The organism is Neotamlana sargassicola (assembly GCF_020523965.1).
Lineage (GTDB): Bacteria > Bacteroidota > Bacteroidia > Flavobacteriales > Flavobacteriaceae > Neotamlana > Neotamlana sargassicola.
The window spans coordinates 125,583-145,208 of record NZ_JAJAPX010000005.1; the positions used below are offsets into that span (position 1 = coordinate 125,583).

At 33.4% G+C, this 19,626-nt stretch carries 17 protein-coding genes; 9 read left to right on the forward strand and 8 right to left on the reverse strand.

Annotated features, from left to right (window positions below):
* Positions 1-25: 25 nt before the first annotated feature.
* Both LG651_RS12480 and uvrA read right to left on the reverse strand, forming a co-directional pair.
* A complete protein-coding gene (locus LG651_RS12480) occupies positions 26-715 on the reverse strand; it encodes an LOG family protein (protein WP_226696450.1) in 690 nt (229 codons plus the stop codon).
* Positions 716-742: 27 nt separating this feature from the next.
* Positions 743-3,577 carry an excinuclease ABC subunit UvrA gene (gene uvrA, locus LG651_RS12485; RefSeq protein WP_226696451.1) on the reverse strand — a complete coding sequence of 945 codons (2,835 nt, stop codon included), beginning with the start codon at positions 3,575-3,577 and terminating at the stop codon, positions 743-745.
* Between the two features lie 97 nt (positions 3,578-3,674).
* Here uvrA and LG651_RS12490 point away from each other — a divergent pair, with 97 nt between their 5' ends.
* Positions 3,675-4,199 (forward strand): hypothetical protein, encoded by a 525-nt coding sequence (locus tag LG651_RS12490; RefSeq protein ID WP_226696452.1) that lies wholly within the window; start codon positions 3,675-3,677, stop codon positions 4,197-4,199.
* 3 nt (positions 4,200-4,202) lie between these two features.
* On the opposite strand, the gene LG651_RS12495 is transcribed toward LG651_RS12490, so the two are convergent.
* Genes LG651_RS12495 through LG651_RS12505 form a run of 3 tightly spaced genes read right to left on the reverse strand, consistent with a single transcriptional unit; the run spans position 4,203 to position 7,271 of the window.
* Positions 4,203-4,925 (reverse strand): hypothetical protein, encoded by a 723-nt coding sequence (locus LG651_RS12495; RefSeq protein ID WP_226696453.1) that lies wholly within the window; start codon positions 4,923-4,925, stop codon positions 4,203-4,205.
* A 58-nt stretch (positions 4,926-4,983) separates the two neighbouring features.
* A complete protein-coding gene (gene ggt, locus LG651_RS12500; RefSeq protein WP_226696454.1) occupies positions 4,984-6,675 on the reverse strand; it encodes a gamma-glutamyltransferase in 1,692 nt (563 codons plus the stop codon).
* On the reverse strand, positions 6,672-7,271 hold the full coding sequence (locus tag LG651_RS12505) for an acyl carrier protein phosphodiesterase (RefSeq protein WP_226696455.1): 600 nt from the start codon (positions 7,269-7,271) through the stop codon (positions 6,672-6,674). The genes ggt and LG651_RS12505 overlap by 4 nt, the downstream gene beginning before the upstream one ends.
* Positions 7,272-7,348: 77 nt before the next feature.
* On the opposite strand from LG651_RS12505, the gene glmM reads away from it, so the two are divergent.
* Complete coding sequence (glmM, locus tag LG651_RS12510) at positions 7,349-8,737, forward strand: phosphoglucosamine mutase (RefSeq protein ID WP_226696456.1); 1,389 nt, start codon at positions 7,349-7,351, stop codon at positions 8,735-8,737.
* 147 nt (positions 8,738-8,884) lie between these two features.
* Here the strand turns inward: glmM and LG651_RS12515 are convergent, their stop codons facing one another.
* Complete coding sequence (locus tag LG651_RS12515) at positions 8,885-9,769, reverse strand: lysophospholipid acyltransferase family protein (protein ID WP_226696457.1); 885 nt, start codon at positions 9,767-9,769, stop codon at positions 8,885-8,887.
* Positions 9,770-9,869: 100 nt separating this feature from the next.
* Between LG651_RS12515 and LG651_RS12520 the strand changes: the two genes are divergently transcribed.
* From LG651_RS12520 to cmk, 5 genes are all read left to right on the forward strand, one after another.
* On the forward strand, positions 9,870-10,520 hold the full coding sequence (locus LG651_RS12520; protein WP_226696458.1) for a rhomboid family intramembrane serine protease: 651 nt from the start codon (positions 9,870-9,872) through the stop codon (positions 10,518-10,520).
* Between the two features lie 174 nt (positions 10,521-10,694).
* The gene (lon, locus tag LG651_RS12525; RefSeq protein ID WP_226696459.1) at positions 10,695-13,145 is read left to right on the forward strand and encodes an endopeptidase La; all 2,451 of its coding nucleotides are present in this window, start codon (positions 10,695-10,697) and stop codon (positions 13,143-13,145) included.
* Complete coding sequence (locus tag LG651_RS12530; RefSeq protein ID WP_226696460.1) at positions 13,129-13,683, forward strand: LysM peptidoglycan-binding domain-containing protein; 555 nt, start codon at positions 13,129-13,131, stop codon at positions 13,681-13,683. Before lon ends, LG651_RS12530 begins: the two co-directional genes overlap by 17 nt.
* Before the next feature lie 75 nt (positions 13,684-13,758).
* Positions 13,759-14,778, forward strand: a complete 1,020-nt coding sequence (porQ, locus tag LG651_RS12535) for a type IX secretion system protein PorQ (RefSeq protein ID WP_226696461.1) — start codon at positions 13,759-13,761, stop codon at positions 14,776-14,778.
* Between the two features lie 37 nt (positions 14,779-14,815).
* Positions 14,816-15,505 carry a (d)CMP kinase gene (gene cmk / locus LG651_RS12540; RefSeq protein ID WP_226696462.1) on the forward strand — a complete coding sequence of 230 codons (690 nt, stop codon included), beginning with the start codon at positions 14,816-14,818 and terminating at the stop codon, positions 15,503-15,505.
* Between the two features lie 65 nt (positions 15,506-15,570).
* Here the strand turns inward: cmk and LG651_RS12545 are convergent, their stop codons facing one another.
* The gene (locus LG651_RS12545; RefSeq protein ID WP_226696463.1) at positions 15,571-15,951 is read right to left on the reverse strand and encodes a LysM peptidoglycan-binding domain-containing protein; all 381 of its coding nucleotides are present in this window, start codon (positions 15,949-15,951) and stop codon (positions 15,571-15,573) included.
* A gap of 329 nt (positions 15,952-16,280) precedes the next feature.
* Between LG651_RS12545 and rpsA the strand changes: the two genes are divergently transcribed.
* Positions 16,281-18,113 carry a 30S ribosomal protein S1 gene (rpsA, locus tag LG651_RS12550; protein ID WP_226696464.1) on the forward strand — a complete coding sequence of 611 codons (1,833 nt, stop codon included), beginning with the start codon at positions 16,281-16,283 and terminating at the stop codon, positions 18,111-18,113.
* Between the two features lie 115 nt (positions 18,114-18,228).
* Positions 18,229-19,155, forward strand: coding sequence for a hypothetical protein (locus LG651_RS12555; protein WP_226696465.1), 927 nt, complete (start codon positions 18,229-18,231; stop codon positions 19,153-19,155).
* An 89-nt stretch (positions 19,156-19,244) separates the two neighbouring features.
* Here LG651_RS12555 and LG651_RS12560 read toward each other — a convergent pair whose 3' ends face one another.
* Positions 19,245-19,625 carry a response regulator gene (locus LG651_RS12560; RefSeq protein ID WP_226696466.1) on the reverse strand — a complete coding sequence of 127 codons (381 nt, stop codon included), beginning with the start codon at positions 19,623-19,625 and terminating at the stop codon, positions 19,245-19,247.
* Position 19,626: the final 1 nt, after the last annotated feature.

The following is a 19,626-nucleotide window of genomic DNA, read 5'->3' on the forward strand; positions in this document are numbered from 1 at the left end:
TTTTGTTTTTATAAAATGTTAATAATTAAAAATTAGGACTTAAACCGGACTCTTTGTAAAAGTTATCTAAAATAGAAATGACTTCATCTTCGGTATCAACTAAATGAATTAAATCAAGATCTTTTGCGCTAATGTTACCAAAACTGTCTAAAAGTGTTTTTTTAATCCAGTCCATAAGGCCTTCCCAAAATTCGGTGCCCACTAAAATAATGGGGAACTTTCCGATTTTATGAGTTTGAATAAGCGTAATGGCTTCAAACAATTCATCTAAAGTTCCAAAACCACCAGGCATAACAACAAAACCTTGAGAATATTTTACAAACATTACTTTACGTACAAAAAAGTAATCGAAATCTAAATTTTTATCAGAATCTATATAAGGATTGTCGTGTTGCTCGAAAGGTAAATCAATATTTAATCCAACCGATGTACCACCGCCTAAATGTGCGCCTTTGTTACCAGCTTCCATAATTCCTGGTCCACCGCCAGTAATTACGCCATAACCAGCTTCGACTATTTTGTTGGCTACGCTCTCTGCTAGTTTATAGTATTTATGGTCTGGTTTAGTTCTAGCAGAACCAAAGATAGAAACACAAGGTCCTATTTTACTAAGTTTTTCGTAACCGTTTACAAACTCTCCCATAATTTTAAAAATGGCCCAAGAATCGTTTGTTTTTATTTCATTCCAACCTTTATGGTGTTGTTCTTTTCTCATAATATTTTTTAATCTATTGTATATTAATTAATAGTTTAATTCTTTCTTTAAAAATTTTGCGGTGTAACTTTTGGGGTGTTTTGCAACCTCTTCTGGAGTTCCTTCAACCACTACTTGTCCACCGCCTTTACCACCTTCGTAGCCAATATCAATAATATGGTCAACGGTTTTAATAACATCTAAATTGTGTTCAATAATTAAGACCGTGTTTCCTTTGTCTGCTAATTTATTTAAAACTTGCATTAATACGCGAATATCTTCAAAATGAAGTCCGGTGGTTGGTTCATCTAAAATATAAAAGGTATTTCCAGTATCGCGTTTAGAGAGTTCTGTAGCTAATTTAATACGTTGTGCTTCACCACCAGATAAAGTGGTGCTTTGTTGGCCCAATGTAATATAGCCCAAACCAACATCTTTAATTGTTTTTAATTTTTTAAAGATTTTAGGTATGTGTTCAAAGAAATCTACAGCTTCGTTAATAGTCATGCTTAATACATCACTAATATTTTTGCCTTTGTAGCGAATTTCAAGTGTTTCGCGATTAAAGCGCTTGCCTTGGCAAGTTTCGCATTCAACGTAAACGTCTGGTAAAAAATTCATTTCTATAACGCGTAAGCCACCACCTTGGCAAGTTTCGCATCGTCCGCCTTTAACATTAAAACTAAAACGACCAGGTTTGTAACCACGAATCATGGCTTCGGGTGTTTTTGCAAAAAGCGCACGTATTTCACTAAAGGTACCCGTATAAGTTGCTGGATTACTTCGTGGTGTTCTTCCAATTGGCGATTGGTTAATATCAATAACCTTATCGATATGTTCCAAACCTTTAATGCTTTTGTAAGGCATAGGTTTTTTTACCCCATTAAAGTAATACGCATTTAAAATAGGGTAGAGGGTTTCGTTTATTAAAGTTGATTTTCCGCTACCAGAAACGCCGGTAACACCAATCATTTTTCCTAACGGAAATTTAACAGATACATTTTTTAAGTTGTTGCCAGTGCAACCTTTTAGTTCTAAGAAATTACCGTTGCCTTCACGTCGTTTTTTAGGAACTTCGATCTCTAAAGAGCCATTTAAGTAATCGGCTGTTAGTGTATGATGTGTTTTTAGTTCTTTCGGAGTTCCTAAACTAATAATTTCGCCTCCGTGTTTTCCTGCTTTAGGGCCAATATCTACTACAAAATCGGCACGCTCAATCATGTCTTTATCATGTTCTACTACTAAAACAGAGTTACCTATGTCGCGTAATGACACTAATGAATTAATGAGTTTTTCATTATCGCGTTGGTGTAAACCTATACTTGGTTCATCTAAAATATATAAAACTCCAACTAATTGCGATCCAATTTGTGTTGCCAAACGAATACGTTGTGCTTCACCACCAGATAAGGTTTTGCTACTTCGGTTTAGTGATAAATAGTTTAAACCTACATCTAATAAAAACTGTAATCGAGCTTTTATTTCTTTTACAACTTCTTCAGCAATTTTTAATTGTTTTTTAGAAAGATGTTTGTCTAAATCATTAAACCAATCTGCTAAATCAACAATATCGGTATTTGCTAATTCGGCAATATTTTTACCGTTTAGCTTAAAGTAAAGCGATTCTTTTTTTAACCGAGAGCCTTCACAAACAGGACATTCAACTTTATCCATGTACTCTTTAGCCCAACGTTTTAGTGAAGTAGATTCGGCTGTTTTGTATTGGTTTTCAATAAAATTAGCAACGCCTTCAAAATCTATTTTATAATCTCGGGTAACACCAAGTGTTTTGCTTTCAACAGAAAATTTTTCGTTACCACCGTATAAAATCATTTGTTTCGCTTCTTCAGGAATATCCTTGTAAGCATCGGTTAACTTAAAATCGAAGCGTTGTGCAATAGTTTCAAACTGCTTAAAAATCCAGCTCTTTTTTTCGGCGCCATGTGGAGCTAAAGCCCCATTATTAATTGATAACGTTGGATCTGGAACAATTTTATTTTCATTAACTTGATATAAAGTACCAATACCATTACAGTTACTACATGCACCTTTTGGTGAGTTAAACGAGAAATTATTAGGTTCTGGGTTTGGGTATGAAATTCCAGAAGTAGGGCACATTAAGTTTCTACTAAAATAACGTGCTTCTTGCGTGTCTTGATCTATTACTAAAAGTACATCGTCGCCATGATACATGGCTGTGTTTATGGTTTCGGTAAGTCTTTTGTCGTTATCTACGGAATCATCAACCTTTAATCTGTCAATAACAATTTCAATATCGTGAGTTTTGTACCTATCGAGCTTCATGCCACGAGTAATATCGACAATATTACCATCAGTTCTAACTTTTACAAAACCTTGTTTGGCAATTTGCTCGAACAATTCACGGTAATGCCCTTTTCTAGATCGAATTACAGGAGCTAAAATATTAATGCGTTTACCATTAAAATCTTTTATAATGAGTTCTTTAATTTGCTCGTCGCTGTAGCTAATCATTTTTTCGCCGGTGTTGTAGCTATAAGCATCACTGGCACGAGCAAAAAGTAGTCGTAAAAAATCGTATATTTCTGTAATAGTTCCAACGGTAGATCGTGGCGATTTACTCGTTGTTTTTTGTTCTATGGCAATAACAGGTGAGAGGCCATCAATTTTATCAACATCTGGTCGTTCTAAACCACCTAAAAATTGTCTGGCATAAGCCGAAAAGGTTTCAATGTAACGGCGTTGTCCTTCAGCATAAATAGTATCGAAAGCTAGAGACGATTTTCCACTACCCGATAAACCTGTAATAACTACAAGTTTTTCACGTGGAATAGACACATCTATATTTTTAAGATTGTGTACTCGTGCTCCTTTTACTTCAATAAATTCTTCGAAATTGCTCATAAATTACAAAACTGCTAATTTACAACTTTAGTTGTTAATTTCTTGTGAAGTTTTAGGTTGTATTTCTTATACTTGTAAACAACTAAAAATTATATAAATGAAATTATTAGGAATTGGATCTAGGATAAATCATGCCGAATTTGGTAAAGGTGTAGTTACTAATGTTACCTCGCAACATTACTGGGTTACTTTTATTGAAAATGGATTGGAAACTATTGATTTGGATAGTGATTTTGAGGTTATTGAAGCGGCTCAAGATGAAGTTGATACCGTTAGTTTTTATGATGTAGAAACTAGTTTGGTTAAAATTTTAAAAAAATGGAGCGATGCTAGCGAAGTTGTGCCTATTGCAGATAAGTACAAAGGTGGAACTTTAATTTTACAACCAGCTGATGAAAACTTGAAGCCATACGAGCTGCCTATTGATAAGTTTTTTCATAAAATTACCATGGTAAGAGATCGTTTGCGAGTTATGGAACAGCGTATAAATTCTAGCGATTTAGATGCGCAACAAAAAATAGATTTACAGCAATATTTAACTAGAATTTACGGCAGTTTAACTAGTTTTAATGTGCTTTTTAAATCGGATAGCCATAAGTTTGTTGGTCAAAAAAGTAAATAAGTTTTAATTAAAAGTACGAATATCGTCTAGCTCCAGGCCCAAAACTAATAATTTGTGAAACGTTGGTAATTCTGCGCCTGTTTCAGTGGTTTTCCAATCGCTCCAAGAAGCTTCTAAACCTTTAATTGGTAATATCGAAGCCCAAATTTTAAAGGCTTTTGGTTTACCGTTTTCATCAAAAATCCATAGGTAAGAATCTCCCGGAGTGCTGCCACCGGAAGTATAAGATACTAACAAGGCGTCACCATTAGTTTCAGTCTTTACCAAGCGTCGTTCAACACCATCGTCGAACACTTTAAATGGTGCCACAAGCCAAAAAGAGTCGTTGTTAAACAGAGTGGTTGCTTTTTTTATAAGTTTGGTGGCATTTTCTCCAGATTGCGGTATGTTGTTTGTATAAGCTTTACTCTTGCTTAAATTATTAAAGTTTAAAATAACTTTATTGTTGCGCCAAAATACATCACATATATTATTTTTTTTATCCCAGTTAAAGTGGTGTCTTTTTTTAAAAGTCCACTCAATATAATCGGTATTTTTATAGGCTTGGTAGTTTAAGGTTTTAAGCATTTTTGTTGCCAAGGCATCGGCTTGTTTTCCTTGTTTTCCAGCGGGCAAATCTTCATTGTATTTAAAGAACAAAAAACCAAAAAACAATAAACTAGGTAAGGTTAAAAAAACGATTACCCCAACTACTATTTTAAATGTTTTTTTTATTTTTTTAGACATTAAATAATTAAATCTGCTCTAAAGTATTAAACGATAATTTTAAGTAAAAAAAATGAGATTAAAATCCGACGGCTGTATCGTCACCTCGATAATCTGCACCAGCCTCGTAAGTTTTATCGTTTAAAACCAAAATAGCATCAACTTTACCTAAAATAGGAGAGCGATTTTCGTTAATTGAATATCCTAAACTTTCTAGTTGACTTTTTAAAGGTTCATTAAAACCATTTTTTTCAAGTCTAATTTCGTCTGGTAACCATTGGTGATGAAACCTTGGCGCGTTAACAGCCTCCTGCATAGTCATGCCAAATTCATGTACATTTAAAATAGTTTGTAATACCGATGTTATAATAGTAGAACCACCAGGTGTACCAACAACCATATATAATTCGCCATTTTTTTCAACAATTGTAGGTGTCATGGCGCTAAGCATACGTTTTTGCGGAGCAATACTATTGGCTTCGGCTCCAATTAAACCAAACATGTTTGGTTCACCAGGTTTACTACTAAAATCGTCCATTTCATTGTTTAAAAAGAAACCTAATTCTTGGCAGTATAATTTCGAACCATAGGCGCCATTAATTGTTGTTGTAACAGCTACAGCATTTCCAAATTGATCTACAATAGAATAGTGGGTGGTTTCATCACTCTCCATAACTTCAATGTTGCCATAAGATACATCATTCGATAAAGTCGCTTTTTTAAATGAAAAGTTAGACATTCTGTTATTTAAGTACGATTCGTCTATTAATGAATCTATCGGGATATTAACAAAATCTGGATCGCCTAAGTAATGACTTCTGTCGGCGTAAGTACGTCTTTCGGCTTCGGTAATTACTTGCATTGTTTTTAGCGAGTTATGGCCGTATTCGCGTAGGTTAAATGGTTCAATCATTTTCATTATTTGTGCCAAACACACACCACCACTTGAAGGTGGTGCAATAGAAATTACTTTTAAATCGTCGTAGTTAAAGGTAATTGGTTTACGCCATTTGGCTTCGTACAGCGCTAAGTCTTCTTCGGTAATAATTCCGCCATTATCTTGAATAAATTTGGCTAAAGTTTTGGCAGTATCATCTTTGTAAAACTCATCACGACCACCAATCATTATACGCTCCAGGGTTTGGGCTAATTCCGGATATTTTATGGTATCGTTTTGTTTCCAAGGCTTATCTAAAATTATAGAATCTTTATTTGCTCTTTTAAATAAAGGTTGATATTTTTTAATTCGAATTTCTTGTTTGTGGGTAACAATTACGCCATTTTTAGCTAAATCAATTACAGGCTGTAAAATGGTTTCAATAGGTAGCGAGCCAAGTTTTCTATGTACTTCAAAAACACCTGCAACTGTACCTGGTACACCAACTGCCATAGCTCCAAGGGTGCTTTTTTCTGGAATTATATTACCCAAACTATCTAAATACATGTTTTTTGTAGCAGCAAGCGGTGCTTTTTCACGGTAGTCGAGTGCGCCAATATCACCGTTAGCTTTTCTGTATACCATAAATCCTCCACCACCTAGATTTCCTGCGTATGGGTAAGCTACAGCAAGCGCGAGTTCTGTGGCAACCATGGCATCAAAAGCATTACCGCCTTGTTTTAAAATATCACTTCCAATTTTTGAAGCTTCAACGCGTGCCGTTACTACCATTGCATTTTTAGCAACCAAGCCCCTTGTAGACGTTTTAAAAGGAATGGTTTCTTTGCAAGAGTAAATTGTAATAATTGTAAAAAGGCAAATAAAATACTTCATATAATGGTTTGGTTTAATTCGATTAACTTTTCTTTAGATGATTGACGTAAATCTTCAAAAAAAGTAGTGAACTCAGTTTCAAAATCTTCATAAAACTCCTCAAGTTCTTTTACAGCTTCGTTCATTCCCGAACGATTTTGAGTGCGTTTATTCATGCCATTTAGTACAAGAGAAATTCCTTCAATACTGGCGTAACTTAGCAGCCAATTGTCAGAAATCATATGAGGCATCATTTTTTGTATATGACTTGGCAAAATATTATGGTGCGCTTTTAGGGAATTGTAAAAGTTGTCTACATAATTTGCTAAAGGTTGTTTAGCGTAGTTGGCCCAGTTTTTGGCTAAAAAGTGATCGTATAAAATATCTACAATAATCCCAGAATAGTGCCCATATTTTTTATGAAGCCTTTTGGTACTTTGTCTAACCACTGGATGCGCATCTGTAAATGTATCGATGTGTCGGTGCAATAGAATTCCAATTTTAAGGTCGCGTTGGTATTTTTTATAACTTTTGCCTTTAATACCGTCGGCTATAAAATTACCAATAGTAACGAGTTGGTTTTCTCCAGAAAGATAAATATGAGCCAAGTAATTCATTTTGGAAATTTACAAATTCCTTAGTAAAGTTTCCGCTTTTGAAATACTATATTTGTGAACAACTAATTAAAATATTTATGACATTAATAAAATCTATTTCAGGTATTAGAGGAACTATTGGAGGACAAGTTGGAGATAATTTAACACCAATTGATGCTGTGAAATTCGCTTCGGCCTATGGGGTTTGGGTGAAACAACAACGCCAAAAAGATAACTACAAAGTGGTTGTTGGTCGTGACGCTAGAATTTCTGGAAAAATGATTCAAAATTTAGTAATGAATACATTAATTGGCCTTGGGATAGATGTGGTTGATGTTGGACTTTCTACAACACCAACAGTTGAGGTTGCTGTACCTATGGAACACGCCGATGGTGGTATAATTTTAACAGCAAGCCATAACCCAAAGCAATGGAATGCTTTAAAGTTATTAAATAGTAAGGGCGAGTTTGTTGATGCTAAATCGGGTGCAGAAATTTTAGAAATAGCAGAAAGCAATTCTATAGATTTTGCCGATGTGGATAGTTTAGGGGTAATTACTAAAAATAAGGCCTACATAGATTTGCATATTATTGAAGTGCTAGATTTAGATTTAGTAAACGTGAAAGCAATAGAGGAGGCAAATTTTACAGTTGTTTTTGATGGTGTAAATTCTACTGGAGGCATTGCTATTCCTTTACTTTTAGAGCGTTTAGGTGTAAATGTTATAAAATTATATTGCGAACCGAACGGGCATTTTCCGCATAATCCTGAACCTTTAAAAGAACATTTAACCGATTTGTCTGAAGCTGTAAAAAAACACAATGCCGATTTTGGAATTGTTGTAGACCCAGATGTGGACAGATTAGCCTTTATGGATGAAAATGGAGAAATGTTTGGCGAAGAATATACATTAGTGGCTTGTGCGGATTATGTTTTGAGTCACACACCTGGAAATACCGTAAGTAACATGAGTTCTACCAGAGCCTTGCGCGATGTAACCGAAAAACATGGCGGGACTTATGAAGCTAGCGCAGTTGGCGAGGTAAATGTAGTGCAACTTATGAAGAAAAATAAAGTAGTTATAGGTGGCGAAGGTAATGGTGGTATTATTTATCCAGATGCGCATTACGGTAGAGATGCCTTAGTTGGGGTTGCTTTATTTTTAAGTCTGTTAGCAGAGAAGAAAATGTCGGTTAGTGCGCTTAAAAAAACATATCCAAGTTATTTTATGAGTAAAAAGAAAATAGAATTAACGCCAGAATTAAATGTTGATGCTATTTTAAAAGAAATAGAAAACCGGTATAAACATGAGCAGCTTACCACGATTGATGGTGTGAAAATTGATTTTCCAGATAATTGGGTGCATTTACGTAAAAGTAACACCGAACCTATTATTAGAATTTATACCGAAGCCAAAACACAAGAAATTGCCGATGGTTTAGCCGATAAATTTATAAAAGAACTGGGTAAAATAGCTGAAGCTTAAAATAACCCTATAGTTTAAAATATAAGGTATAGGTCGTCTAAAAAGTTTAAAATCTGTCGTTCTGAATTTATTTCAGAATCTTAAATAATTAATTTTCAAAACACATTAAAATCTGAAACTAGTTCAGATTGATAAGCATGTGACTTTTTAGACAGCCTCTTTTTTATTTCTGTGTTTCCAGCGTTTATGAGTCCATAAATAATATTCGGGAGCTTCATTAATTTGGTTTTCAACTAGTTTTAAGAAAATGTCGGTTATTTCGTAATCTTTAAAATCTTTAGGGGTTTCTGTAATGGTTTCAAAAGTACATTCATAAAAACCACGTTTTACTTTTTTTACTCTAAAAAAAACAACAGCCATGTCTAGTTTTTTAGCTAGCATTTCTGCACCCGTATGCACAGGAACGTTAATACCCATAAAATCTTGCCAATGGTAAGCTTTATCTCTTCTCGGCGATTGGTCTGACACAAAACCATTAATCGATACAATATCTTGCTTTTTTTCTTCGAGTAAAGTAGGTATAATTTCTTTTGTTGTTATAAGGTAGCTGTTATATTTTGCTCGAATACGTTTTACTAGCTTATCAAAATACTTATTCGCAAGTTGCTTGTAAACGGCATTTCCACGAGATTTCACATAGGTCTGTAGTATAAAAATCCATTCCCAACTTCCGTAGTGGGCACACATTAAAATCATACTACGGTTTTGAGCTTCTATATTTTGAACTACTTCAACATTTGTAAACTTAAATCTCTTTTTCATTTCGGCTTCAGAAACGGATAGAGATTTTATCGATTCTACAATCATATCACACAAATGATGATAAAACACCTTGGTAATTCTTTTAATTTCTTTTTCTGTTTTTTCAGGAAACACAAGTTTTAAATTAGAAGAAACGACTTTTTTTCTATAGCCAAAAACACGAAAAAGTAAAATGTATAATCCGTCAGAAAGGGCATAAAGTAGTTTAAATGGTAAAATAGAAGTTAGCCATAAAAACGGATAAATAAGAATATATGCTAAAAAATGCATGAATTAGTTTTAGATTTGTGAATGCAAAAGTACAGCAATTTTTTTATTTGATTTGTGCTTGTTATTTACCAAAATTTAAATAGTTAAACCACAAAAATGTATGGGTGATATAGATTTAATTACGGCCATTTTAATAGGTGCAAATGCGTTAATTTCATATAAAGGTTTTAACGATTACAGCTTTTTTGATACTTATAAACTTCAAGTTGGGCCAATTAATCGTGGAGAGAAACTACGTTTAGTTAGTTCTGGGTTTTTACATGCTAATGTGCAACATTTGTTGTTTAATATGTTGTCGCTTTACTTTTTTGCCGATGTTGTTTTGGGGTATTTAGGTAATGTGAAATTTTTAATCGTGTATTTCGGGAGTTTATTACTTGGAAGTTTGTTGTCGGTTTATTTTCATAAAAACGAATATAATTATAGTGCCGTTGGAGCCAGTGGTGCGGTTTCTGGTATTATTTATTCTGCAATTTTATTGCAACCAGGAATGAGCTTGAACTTGTTTTTTGTGCCCATACCTATTCCTGCTTATATTTTTGGTGTAGGTTATTTGCTTTATTCCATTTACGGCATGAAAAAACAATTAGGAAACATTGGTCACGATGCGCATTTTGGAGGCGCAGTTGGTGGTTATTTAATTACTTTAATTTTATCGCCATGGCTTTTTAGTACTAATTGGCTAATGGTTGTTCTACTTGCAATTCCGATTATAATTTTATTTGTATTGAAGAAAACGGGGAAGATGTAATCGATATAAGTTTTATGCGTTATTCTTGAAAATGGCATAGCAATTGATTTTATAATTGTGTAACTGAATGTGTAGTGCTTTCAACTACTTGTAATTCAGTGTGTTTAATTGTTTGATAAGAAAAAAAAATAAGTTCAGTTTAGTTTTAATGACAGATTGACCTATTATGTGTATATGAAAAAATCTAAATTTACAACCCTTGACAGTTTGTCACTTCAGGAATTCGATGAAAATTCAGAATTAATTCCTTTAATGACGCCCGAAGATGAAGAAGCTATAAACAACGAGGAATTACCTGAAACTTTACCAATTTTATCGTTAAGAAATACGGTATTATTTCCAGGAGTGGTAATTCCAATTACTGCAGGACGCGATAAATCTATAAAATTAATAAACGATGCCAATAAAGGCGGAAAAGTTATTGGTGTTGTAGCTCAAAAGGATGAATCTGTTGAAAACCCATCAGCAAAAGAAATTCACGAAACTGGTACTGTTGCCAGAATACTACGTGTTTTAAAAATGCCAGATGGTAATGTTACAGTAATTATTCAAGGTAAAAAACGATTTAAAGTAGCCGAGGTTTTAACCGAAGAACCATACATGAATGCTACCATTCGTGATTTACCTGAAGCTAAACCAGCTGTAAAGAACAAGGAATTTACGGCAATAATAGATTCTATTAAAGACTTAGCTTTAGAAATTATAAAAGAAAGTCCTAACATTCCTAGTGAGGCTTCATTCGCCATAAAAAATATTGAAAGTAATTCGTTTTTGGTAAACTTTGTATCATCTAACATGAATTTAACTGTAGATGAAAAACAAAATTTGTTAGAAATGAATGATTTAAAGTTACGTGCTTTAGCGACTTTAAAATACATGAATGTTGAGTTTCAAAAATTAGAATTGAAAAATGACATTCAATCTAAGGTTCAGATGGATATGAACCAGCAACAGCGCGAATATTTCTTGCATCAGCAAATGAAAACCATTCAAGAAGAATTGGGAGGTGTTAGCCACGATCAAGAAATTGATGAGATGAAAGCCAAGGCAAAAGATAAGCAATGGGACGAAAAAGTAGGGAAGCATTTTGATAAAGAAATTGCTAAGCTACAACGTATGAACCCTCAAGTAGCCGAATATTCCATCCAAAGAAATTACTTAGAGCTGTTTTTAGATTTACCTTGGAATGAGTTTAGTAAAGATAAATTCGACTTAAAACGCGCTATGAAAATTCTAGATCGCGATCATTTTGGTTTAGAAGATGTAAAGCGAAGAATAATTGAATATTTAGCGGTTTTAAAACTGCGAAACGATATGAAATCACCAATATTGTGTCTTTATGGTCCTCCAGGAGTTGGTAAAACTTCTTTAGGAAAATCTATAGCAGAAGCTTTAGGGCGTGAATATGTGCGTATTTCACTTGGTGGTTTACGCGATGAAGCCGAAATTCGCGGACACAGAAAAACCTATATTGGTGCCATGCCAGGGCGTATTATTCAAAGTTTAAAAAAGGCAGGAACATCAAACCCAGTTTTTGTGTTAGATGAGATAGATAAATTATCAAATTCACATCAAGGCGATCCATCTTCTGCCATGTTAGAAGTTTTAGATCCTGAACAAAATAGTGAGTTTTACGATAATTTTTTAGAAATGGGTTACGACCTTTCTAAAGTTATGTTTATCGCAACTTCAAACAGTTTATCAACTATTCAACCGGCGTTGTTAGACCGTATGGAAATTATAAATGTAACCGGTTATACTATTGAAGAAAAGGTAGAAATAGCCAAGCGTCATTTATTACCAAAACAATTAAAAGAGCATGGTTTAACCACTAAAGATTTAAAAATAGGTAAAGCCCAACTAGAAAAAATAGTTGAAGGATATACGCGAGAATCTGGTGTTCGTGGTCTGGATAAACAAATAGCAAAAATGGTGCGTTTCGCGGCTAAAAATATTGCAATGGAAGAAGATTATAACGTAAAAGTTACAAACGAAGACGTTATTGAAGTTTTAGGTGGCCCAAAATTAGAGCGCGATAAATATGAAAATAATAATGTAGCTGGTGTTGTAACAGGTTTAGCATGGACACGAGTTGGTGGCGATATTTTATTTATTGAGTCTATTCTATCAAAAGGAAAAGGCGCATTAACTATTACCGGGAATTTAGGTAAGGTAATGAAAGAGTCGTCTACCATTGCTATGGAATACATTAAAGCAAATGCCGAAGAGTTTGGTATAGATCCAGAAGTTTTTGGGAAATATAATGTGCATATTCACGTACCTGAAGGAGCAACACCAAAAGATGGCCCAAGTGCCGGTGTTACCATGTTAACATCTTTAGTATCTTTGTATACGCAACGTAAGGTTAAAAAAAGTATAGCTATGACTGGTGAAATTACGCTTCGCGGAAAAGTTTTACCAGTAGGAGGAATAAAAGAAAAAATTCTAGCTGCTAAACGCGCCAGAATAAAAGAAATTTTACTTTGTGAAGACAACCGCAGAGATATTGAAGAAATTAAACCAGAGTATTTAAAAGGCTTAACCTTTCATTACGTTACAGATATGAGCGATGTTATTAAATTAGCATTGACAAATCAAAAGGTGCAAAATGCGAAAAAATTGTAAGTTTAATGTTTTTATAGTTTTTGTTCTTGTTTGTGTTTGTTTACAAGCACAAACAAGAACATCCTATAAAGATGTTCTTTTAAACGGAAAACCAGCGCGACTTAATTTAGCAACAGGTGAGTTTACTTTAGTAGGTTCAAAAGGTCAAGATTCTATTGTTGATGCGAAATTAAAAAACAAAGATTTTTCTTTAGAAAGCTTGAATTATCATGTTGTAGCGTCTGGTGAGAAGTTGTTAGATATTGCAAACCAATACGGATTAAGCTTGCAAGAAATAAAAGTTGCAAACCAATTAAAAACAACATTGGTACAACCGGGGCAAAAACTACGAGTTCGTAATTTTGAGCAACAAAACCAAGTTGAAACCCCCAAGTTATCACCTGAAAAAAATATTAAAAGTGATGTTTGGGTTGTTAAACCAGGAGAAACATTATATCGTATTTCGGTTAACTCTGGTGTTAGTGTAAAAGAGCTAAAACGCTTAAATAATTTAAAGGACAATAATATTCTTGTTGGTCAAAAGTTAAAGTTAAATTAGTTTTAGTAGTCTTCAAAAAAATAAAAAAAGCATAACAACGTTTTAGTATAGTTTTAGTTACTTTGCGACTTCAGTATGCTTAAAAAAGTAGTTCTACATTGTTTGTTAGTTGTTTGTGCGGCGTCTTATTCTCAAATAGGAGGCGAGCATACCTATCAATTTTTAAATTTAATTTCTGCACCGCGTCAGGCGGCTTTAGGAGGCAAGGTGTTAACAAATGTAGATTACGATGTTACCCAAGCGCTTTATAATCCGGCAACTATTAATGCCGATATGGATAATCAATTGTCTTTAAATTACGTGAGTTATTTAGGCGATATTGGTTATGGTACTGCCGCTTATGCTTACACAGTAGATAGGCGAACACAAACATTTCATGCTGGTGTAACTTATATTAATTATGGTACATTTGATGGTTACGACGAAGATGGTAACTCTACAGGAACCTTTTCGGGAGGCGAAACAGCATTGTCTTTAGGTTATGCTACCCAAATTGGTTATTCCGATTTTTATTTTGGCGGTAATTTAAAATTAATTACCTCTAAACTCGAAGAATATACCTCTTTTGGAGCAGCAGTAGATTTAGGCGTAATTTACATCGATCATACTTTAGATTTTAATGCGGCACTTGTGGTTAGAAATTTAGGTACGCAAATTACTACTTATGCAGGTTTGCAAGAATCTTTGCCGTTTGAGGTGGCCTTAGGGTTATCTCAAAAACTAGAAAATGTGCCTATTCGTTGGCATGTTACTTTCGAGAATTTGCAACAATGGCCTATTGCTTTTTCCAATCCTTCCAGAACATCAAGCGATTTAAACGGGAATGAAACCGAAGAAAAAGTTGGGTTTTTAGCCGAGGTTATTCGCCATACTATTGTAGGTGCCGAAATTTTTCCAGAAGGTGGATTTAATATTCGTTTGGGATATAATTTTAGGAGAGGCGAAGAGCTTCGTGTTGTGGAACAACGTAACTTTTCGGGTATTGCAGTAGGTTTTGGTTTGAAAATGAATAGAATGCGTTTTAACTATACACACGCTAAATATACCGGAGCGGCGAACGCTAACTTTTTTGGTCTTCAAATAGATTTACAATAAAATATCTTATTGTATTTTTGCCTTACTATTATTCAATATGAAAAAAATAACAATAGCAATAGACGGGTTTTCATCTACCGGAAAAAGTACAGTTGCAAAACAACTAGCAAAACATTTAGGGTATGTGTATGTAGATACAGGCGCTATGTACCGTGCGGTAACTTATTATGCAATGCAAAACGGTTTAATAAATAAAGAAATATTTAACACCGAAGCTTTAATTAGCAATTTACCTAAAATTACAATTAGCTTTAAGTTTAATGAAGATAAAGGTTTTGCAGAAGTATATTTAAACAATGAAAATGTTGAAAAACAAATAAGAACACTAGAAGTTTCAAGTTTTGTTAGCCAAGTAGCAGCGGTGTCTCAAGTTCGAAAAAAGTTAGTAGAACAGCAACAAAACATGGGAAAAGACAAAGGTGTTGTTATGGATGGTCGCGATATTGGAACCGTTGTATTTCCAGATGCAGAGTTAAAGTTATTTATGACAGCCTCGGCAGAAACCAGAGCGCAAAGACGATACGACGAACTTATTGAACGCGGAGATAAAATTGAATATGAAGCAGTTTTAAAAAATGTACAAGAGCGCGATTATATCGATTCTAACAGAAAAGATTCTCCATTAGTAAAAGCCGATGAAGCTATAGAGTTCGATAACTCAAACATGACATTAAAAGAGCAGTTTGAAGAAATTTTAAAGTTAGTAAATCAAAAAATTTCAAATTAAAAGCGTTAATAAACATAAAAAAAGCGAACCAATTAGGTTCGCTTTTTTAGTAATATAAAACTTTATTATAAGTTAGGAATAACCAATTCTTGGTCTGGGTGAATAACATCCGGATTACTTAAAATAGATGTGTTAGCTTCAAAAATAGCTTTGTATTTCATAGCGTCTCCATAATATTGCTTAGCAATTTTACCTAAAGTTTCACCACTTTTTACAGTATGTCTGTGGTAAACGCTTTCGTCTTCAACAGTAATGTTTGCCATGATATCAGATGGCTCTTGCCCGCCAATTTCTTTAATTTTATCCCAAAGTAAGTTTTTTTCGTATTGCGTATTAGCGGTTCCTTTAATTTTTAAAACATCACCTTCAACAGATACGTCTCCGTTTTTAATGCTTAATTCTTCCCCTAAATCTAATACTGCTTGATATTTTTGTTTTACTGCCATTTTGTAAGATTTTTAATTAATTTAAGTTTAAATATAATGAATTTTTAAAAAGAATAACTTAAATAAAAATTAAGTTTCTCTTCAATATTAAGATACAAAAAACTAGAAAAAGTCACATTTAATTTAACGTCTCATAATTAGGTAATTAAGTTTAATGTTTGTATTTTTGCACTCCTTTTAGCGAATCAACGGAAAAGATAAAAGGAAATTAGATATAAAATAAGTAATAACACTTCTGTTTGTCAGTCGCTTAAATCTTCCGTAGCATGCAGAATACAAAATGTAAGTTATACTTTAAAAATTAAAGCAAACTTGCAAAAATTAATTAAATGGCTGAAAAAGCACAAGAAGCTCAAGTAGAATCTACTGAAGCAAAAAAAGAAGAAACTCCAGTTGTATCTGAAGCTCAAGCAAACCCTGAAAAATTCTTAAAAGAATTTAACTGGCACAATTACCAAGAAGGTATTGATGAGGTTGATGATCAACAATTAAAAGAATTCGAAAAGTTAGTTGCTGAAAACTTTGTAGACACTTTAGATGATGAAGTTGTTGAAGGTACAGTAATTCACATTACAGATCGCGATGCAATTATTGACATTAACGCAAAATCTGAAGGTGTAATTTCTTTAAACGAATTTCGTTACAACCCTAACTTAGCTGTTGGTGATAAAGTAGAAGTATTAATTGATGTACGTGAAGATGCTACAGGACAATTAGTATTATCTCACCGTAAGGCTCGTGTAATTAAAGCTTGGGATAGAGTTAATAAAGCACACGAAACAGGTGAAATCGTTAATGGTTTTGTTAAATGTAGAACTAAAGGTGGTATGATTGTAGATGTATTCGGTATCGAAGCATTCTTACCAGGTTCTCAAATTGATGTTAAACCAATTAGAGACTACGACCAATACGTAAATAAAACAATGGAATTCAAGGTTGTTAAAATTAACCACGAATTTAAAAACGTTGTTGTTTCTCATAAAGCACTTATTGAGGCTGATATTGAAGAGCAAAAGAAAGAAATTATTGGTCAGTTAGAAAAAGGTCAAGTATTAGAAGGTGTTGTTAAAAACATTACTTCTTACGGTGTATTTATCGACCTTGGTGGTGTAGATGGTTTAGTACATATTACAGATCTTTCTTGGTCTCGTATTAACCACCCTAACGAAATCGTAGAATTAGATCAAAAACTTAACGTTGTAATCCTTGATTTTGATGAAGATAAATCAAGAATCCAATTAGGTTTAAAACAATTAAGCAAACACCCTTGGGAAGCTTTAGCTGATACTGTTGCTGTTGGCGATAAAGTAAAAGGTAAAGTTGTTGTAATTGCAGATTACGGTGCATTTATTGAAGTTGCAGATGGTGTTGAAGGATTAATTCACGTTTCTGAAATGTCTTGGTCTACACACTTACGTTCTGCTCAAGATTTCGTAGCTGTTGGTGACGAAGTTGAAGCAGTTATCTTAACATTAGATAGAGAAGAGCGTAAAATGTCTTTAGGTATTAAGCAATTACACCCAGACCCATGGACAGATATTACAACTAAATACCCATTAGGTTCTAAGCATACAGGTGTTGTACGTAACTTTACAAACTTTGGTGTTTTTGTTGAATTAGAAGAAGGTATTGATGGTTTAATTTATATCTCTGATTTATCTTGGACTAAGAAAATTAAGCACCCATCAGAATTCTGTTCTGTAGGTGATAAATTAGATGTTGTAGTTCTTGAGTTAGATGTTGAAGGACGTAAATTAAGTTTAGGTCACAAACAAACAACTGAAAACCCTTGGGATAAGTACGAAACTGAATTCGCTTTAGAATCTGTTCACACAGCTGAAATTTCTGAATTAGTAGACAAAGGAGCAACTGTTGAGTTTAACGAAGATATCGTTGCATTTATTCCTTCTCGTCACTTAGAGAAAGAAGATGGAAGCAAACTTAAAAAAGGTGAAAGCGCAGAGTTTAAAATCATTGAATTTAACAAAGAATTTAAACGTGTTGTAGCATCTCATACAGCTGTATTTAAAGCTGAAGAAGCTAAAATTGTAAAGCAAGCGGTAAGAAAAGCCGAAGCTGCAGCTGCAGAAGCTAAACCAACTTTAGGTGATGCAAACGATGCTTTACAAGCATTAAAAGATAAAATGGACGGTAAAGCTTAATTTACCAAATTTTATAAAATAAAGAAGCCTCGCAATTTGCGAGGCTTTTTTATATAAAACCGAAACCAGTAAAAATAATTCTATCTTTGAAACGAATTATATTTACAAATTTAAAATGAGAAAACTTCACTTAACTTTCATCGCATTTTTGATGCTTATTTCAGCGCATGCTCAATATGGAATAACTAAAAAAAGGAAACCAGAAGCAGAACTAATTAAAACATTACCCTTATTAGTTGTATTACATGATTATGACGACCCATTATATCAACGAATGAAGGCAGATTTAAAAGAGGCTATGCAAAAGTATTGGCACTATTCAGATGAGATTATATTTGTTTCAAAAGACGAATTAAGGGAATATGATAAGGACGAAACTAAAAGAGACAAATACGCTTACTTAATGTTTTCTGAACGATTATATCAAGCAAATGTACCAGCAGGTTGTTTTTGCATAGGCTTACTTAATAAAAAGACGTTTACTCATTTTAAAAAATTCGGTAATTATGGGGAGAAATTAACTATGGCCGATTATAAACAAGGTTTATATTGGCTGCAAAAGGACTTGGAAACAGTGTTTAGCTTCAGTAAAATAAAAGAAAATGGGCAAAACGCCATTGAGATATTCAAGGAAAACATCAAAGTTAACACCCTTTTATTAGACAAAGATTTAGTCACTGACGAGCTAATAGAAAATATTGGTGAAAATTACAATTATAATTACAGTATAGTTTCTAAAGAGGAAATTGATCAGGCTATTATGGAAGGCAGACGAAATGTAATGTACTTAAAACCTTTTTATTTAATTAACCGTCCGATAGTAAAAACATCAAGAAGTACTGATTTTACACAATCTAATCCAACAGGATTAGGGCAACCTCTAATAAAAATAAATGAAACCCAAACAACCAAAGTTAGCAGTTTTACACTTAATAATGTTTATCGAGCAGAAGACAATAACCTTTTAGCAATGTTTAAAGCTAATGCCAAGGATAAAACTACTTTGAAACAATTTAAGAAAGTGATGAAAGTTTTGAAATAATTAATTTAAAGCCCCGCAGAAATGCGGGGCTTTAAATTAATTGATGAAATTTTCTATTTAAAGCATGTAAAATAGAGCCTAGGTAAAATTTAATTTTTAAAAAAATCTTGTTTAAATTTTAAAACCGTATCGTTAGAGATAGGTTTTTCAATAAAGCCATGAACTAAGTTGTGCTCTTTAGCTTTTTTCTTTTCGTTAGGGTCAACTGTTGAAGAGGTTATAAATATAGTAGGCCAATTGTTCTGTTTAATTTTAGGCGATAACAAATCAAGAAACTCCCAGCCCGAAGTAACTGGCATATTAATATCTAAAAAAATAAAGTCGATGTTTTTTTCTTTAATAATGTCTAAACCATTTTGCGCACTTGTTGCAATGTAAACTTTAAATAAGTTATCCGAATTTTTATTTAAAACATGAGTAGTTAATTTTAAGTATATTAAGTCGTCATCAATAAGTAAAATATTTTTCATG